The 4942-nt window shown below is 57.0% G+C and carries 3 protein-coding genes; all 3 read right to left on the bottom strand.

The annotated features are described in order from the left end of the window. Positions 1-744, bottom strand: a 744-nt coding sequence (locus VMU57_RS14505; RefSeq protein WP_325384631.1) for a DUF499 domain-containing protein, incomplete at its 3' end; no start/stop codon positions are given. A gap of 38 nt (positions 745-782) precedes the next feature. Then, the gene (locus VMU57_RS14500) at positions 783-3737 is read right to left on the bottom strand and encodes a DUF1156 domain-containing protein (protein ID WP_325384629.1); all 2955 of its coding nucleotides are present in this window, start codon (positions 3735-3737) and stop codon (positions 783-785) included. Further along, on the bottom strand, positions 3734-4942 hold a 1209-nt coding region (locus tag VMU57_RS14495), incomplete at its 5' end, for a DUF3883 domain-containing protein (RefSeq protein ID WP_325384627.1). The genes VMU57_RS14495 and VMU57_RS14500, both read right to left, overlap by 4 nt.

Here is a 4942-nt window from a genome sequence, read left to right as displayed (position 1 = left end):
AACCAATGCTGTATTCGCCGAGTTTCCCACTGCGCCCGTGAGCCGGTGCAGAAAACTCATGGTTTCGTCTCGCAGGGTAGTCTGATGAACCTTGATTCCGCCGACGCTGATGAGATATTGCAAGACTTCGTCGAGCAGGATCAGGTTCGGGCCTTCCGCCAGCAATGCCATGATCTCGTCAGCACCCGGTGCGACACGCGCCTCATCCTGCTGGCGCATGATCTCGTAACCCTTCTTGCCTCCCAACGACCACGCGATCCAACCCCACATAGTTTGCGCGCGAAACTTCTCACCGGGAATCTCCTTGCCCTTGGTGCCGTCGAAAAATTGGCCATCAAACACTGCCGTGCGAACATTCGCTGGTCTGGAGAACCCCTGTGCCTCGGGCAGAATATCTAATGCCTTCCGGTTTCGTGCAGCATGAAACAGAGATGCCAACGTGTGTGACTTGCCGCCACCAAACGGCGTGAGCAGCTTAAGAATTCGATTGCCTGTGCCGCCGGTGAGACGAGAGAGAACATCCTCCAACAGGGAGCGCAGGCCCTTGGTTGGATACGAGACACGAAAGAAGTGTTCGGCATCACGGTAAACTGCGGGGACACTCTTGTTCCCATCGGCGAGTGGACCAAGATCGAGCGCGAAAATGTCTTCGGAGAAATTTGGAGAATCCACGTCTGGATGGACTTGCACGATCTGAACCCAGGGTTTGAGATCCTGTGAAGTCTGGTCTGACTTTGCGCTCATCAGTTAATCACCCCTCTATTGAGGACCATTCCTATGCTCTACTTGCTCTGTCGCGGGCCCCTGAACAGAGGGCCTACTGCTGCCTCTGCTACATCTTCCACCACGCTGCGCCAGTTCGCAGTCAGTTTGGTGAGCGCCGCCAGCTCACTGCCGGTCGCGACTTCACCGAGTTCACCGCCTTTAAGCGCCGGGCCAGCTAGCGCCTGCGCGACTAGCCGCATTTGCTCGGTGTTTGGCCGCGCGTCTCGTAAGAAATCAGGTATACCGGATGGATGTCGCTCCATCAGCCACAGCAGACGGTGGAGTGCGTCGACAAGTGGTGCTGGTTGGCCATCCTCAGAGGGCATCCCGAGTGCGGCGGCGTCGCCACGCTCGGTGTAGTCCATCAAACGGTACTTGCTCTTGTTCTTGGCTACCAACGCCCGCGTCCCGCTCGACAACCCGTGTGCGCCCTCCAGTTCGACGTGCGTACCGTTGGCGAAGATGATTGCCTCCCCCGCGTCAAGGTCGGCGGCCTTGTAGGTGTAGCGCCATAACACATAGAATCGCGTTGCAGCGTCCAGCCCCGCCAGGCCATATTTGCTGCCGTTAGCGCCGACTTCCTTTGACAGCCGGGCCAGGATGGTTTCCAGGACAACCATTTCTACCTCAGTCAAAAAGCGCTCGGCAGGAACTTCCTCGCCGTTGGAATACTCGACCCGCGCAAAGCGGGTGAATGCTCGCAACCCTGCTCCAACACACGCAATGACGAGGTCGGCCCCTGAAATCCCCATCTCCCACAATGTCCCCACTCGCTCCCGCACAATCTGCTCCAGCTCCGGACGCACAGTCTCCTCGTACTTGCCTGTCGCCGCCCCATCCCTCTTGTGAGCGACAATTGTTATGCTGGACGCCAGCGCGGCACTGTCTTGGGCACGCTCGCGGTTAGGGGCCTCGGTATCCATTGGCCAAGCTTCATGTACTGAAAAACCTGCATGCCGAAGCGCGTCGATTAGAGTTGCCCAGCCCAACGTGGTCTTGTGAGCATATACACACGCAAGAGGACAATTCGGCTTAAGCACTCGCGCCGCTTCGGAAAATGCCTTTGCCATCAACTCTTCGTAAATTCGCCGAGCGTCCGCCTGCCCACTTCCGAAATTCATCGGGTCGGCAACAGCCTCACTCTTTCGTGGAGTGACCTCAGAAGCAAAGTGTTCGGGGAACATTTCACCAATCGACCGCTTCAACCATACGTAGAACAAGTCCGAGAGATTTGAATAAGGCACATTGTCGTAGTAAGGCGGATCGGTAATCACTGCATCGAAAGAAGAGTTGTCCCAATTTAGAGCGGTCGCTGAGCCACGTGTTACCATTTTGGCAGGACGCGTTATTTCGGAGAGTGTGTGGATGCAGTCCTCGATGTAATTGGAGACTTTATCTGAACTGCCGGAGGCGCCACCGAACGGATTTACTTCAGGAAAATCCCACGTCATTGCTAGGCGTCCGCCAGAAACGGGACTTTGAGCCTTTTCTCCTGCGGCGTACCACCTTCCGAGTGCATTCCCTCTATCTACGATCTTGTCCAAGATGAGTCCGAGATATGCTGCTACCGCCCTGCTGCGTTCTGTTGAACCCGTGTTCACTTTAATGCGTTTGCTTACATCCCGCACAGTTGCGGCAAATGTTCCGGCAAAAGCAAGCTGTCTGCCAGTGAAGGCTCTCCGCCATGACTTGATTCCATATGCCTGAATCCGGAGGCCCAATGCGCCAGCGCCAGGTAGCAGCTCGTTCGGCAACATACCCGGAGACGCGTCGAGACGTGCCACCAATTCCGCCGTACGCTTTTCGCTCGCGGCATCAACGACATCATTTGCAGCAAGATAAACTTTGCCTTGTTTACCAGGGCGTGTGCAGACAACCGCCATCAGTTGTGTGTCCATACGCCCAGCGCAGCCCTCTACCTTCACGTAATCGGTGTCGGCAACTGTGCCGCAGAAAGGGCAGGTGGAGTTGCCCCCTTTGGAGCCAGCCGCGGGGTCGAAACTAAGCGCGCCTTCCGATCGCGCCTCGACGACCTCGAAGCGGACCTGTTTCTTCCCCTTGGGTGCAACTATTTTCAGTGCGACATACCGGCGTTGCCTTTTACAAAGCCAAGTTTGTCTCAACAATGGGACGGTTGCGCGACAGTGCGGGTTCTTGCACTTCACTATGCGGGTCCATAGATATGCAATTGGCATCAAGTGGCCCGGCGGAATATCGTTAGCAGAATCTTCATTGAGCCAGTCAGCTTGGACAGCGGTCTTCTTGCCTTTAAACTCGGGATCAGGGATGGTGTGGTACAGGTCGCCGATCTCAGTTTTGACTTGTTTCAGTACCCAGTTGCCCCAGTACCGTACTTCCTCGGCCAGTCCGCCCCATGTGGTCTCGCCCTTGGCGTTCTTCGGGCCAGTCATGCCACTAGCGGACGGGTCTGGCTTGCCATGCTTCTGTGGATACACGAGCGTGCAGAGTTCGATGATGTGGGCAACGGGATTGAGGTCGAGGGCGTACACCTCGCAACCGAGCCGCAACGCTTCCAATGGAATCGCCCCTCCCCCCGCAAACATGTCCAGCACTTTCGGGCGTGGTGCTCGGCCCTCGACGATGTCCTCGACAGTGACGGTCCTCCCGATTTCTTGGGTTAGCCGTACGGCGTGGGCTTCTAGAATATGTTGTTGTGCCTCAGCGATGACACTCGGATTACCAGGGTATAGGCAAAGCCGCTCAACAAACTTCGCCGCATTCGCGCGCCCGAGAGATTTCTTCTTCTCATCACTCGCCCCGTTCGGCACGAACCGTGAAACCGGTACCAGCGCCCCATATACCGCAGCACGGCACGCGACCAAGGGCCGCCGCGCCCACCATAGATGAAGAGTAGAGATATGTCCCTTGCGGACAGACTTCTCCCGCGACGCCTCCGCGCTTATTTTTTCTATCGGGAGGTAGTCTTCAATCAGCCGCCTATCGTCGGTCACAGAAGCAACTCCCTCTGCTTTTCTGCCGCGTTCTGAATCGCATCTGCGGGAATGTCGTAGTAACGGGCCGCAATGACCTCCCGCTTTGCATGATCGAGATGCTTTGCCGGGTTCTGAATCCTCATTGGCTCAGCGTCGGGATTGTCGAGCGGGTTCCAAACTACATAGAGCCAATAACTGTCTGCAAGCTGCGTTGCTTTATACCACTCGTTCGTCGTGAGGCGGATGGGCTGACCCCGGCGTCGGCCTTTGACCTCGATACGACGAATACCGGCGACCGGATCACGGTAACCGGTCTGCGGATCAGCCGGGCCAAGACTGCGCACGTCAAACCCAATTTTCAGATGCCCCACGCGTTCGCACTCGAACCCACGACCCGATTCGTACGCGATGACCACGTCCTCAGCTGCGATTTCAGACATGCGTCGCACCTCGGGATCGAGATCGTCGATGAAGGCCCCGATTTGCTCTTCGACGGAGCGAGTCGTGGGAAGTACCAGCGCGGTGGCAACGTGGCGTACAGGACCGTGCTTGGCTAGAGTCAGCCGCTCCAGCCCGGCAAGCCGCTCGATTCGTGTGCGGGTAAGATCAGCCAGATCGTTCTCGGCACGCTGACGAGCAATGGCTACATCCGGCTCGCGCATCTCGCGCGCCTTTAAATTCATTACGCGGTCCTGCGCTGCCCTGACCCGCGCGTCAAACGACCGCTGTAAGTAGTCGCGGCAAACCTGAACAAAGTGCTGCCGCTCCTGCTGGCACTGAGTGCGGCGTGCGGTCTGATAGGTGCTCTTTAGAAAGTCCGCCGCAGACGCAACGTCCTCGGGGACGAGGTTTTCTGGAGCAGCAGGGTGAGCAGGCAGATCGAGCAATGTATCCGCCGGAATTGCCGAGAAGCGCGCTTCGGCACTTGACAGTTCTTCCCTCACCGCGACCAGTTCGCCTAGAAGAGTTTGCACTTCGCCCTTTGTGTTCTGGCCTCGAACCGCCATTTCGAAGAAGTGTAATTTGTAAGGCGCATCGCTGTTCGTATCCACGAACACGCCAACACTCGCTGTGATTGTGCCGAGCATTTCATTCAGGCGCTCATCAACTGCGGCGTACAGCGGATGCCCTGGCCCGATCAACACCGCGTCAATGTGCTGGTCCATCTCCAGGTGTTCTTTGTGGAATGTAACTTTGCGATACGAGGACTCAGGCTTTCCAAG

Origin of the sequence: Edaphobacter sp. (assembly GCF_035532915.1) — a bacterium.
GTDB lineage: Bacteria > Acidobacteriota > Terriglobia > Terriglobales > Acidobacteriaceae > Edaphobacter.
The sequence above is the reverse complement of the archived record's forward strand: the minus strand, read 5'-3'. Positions and strand labels throughout refer to the sequence as shown.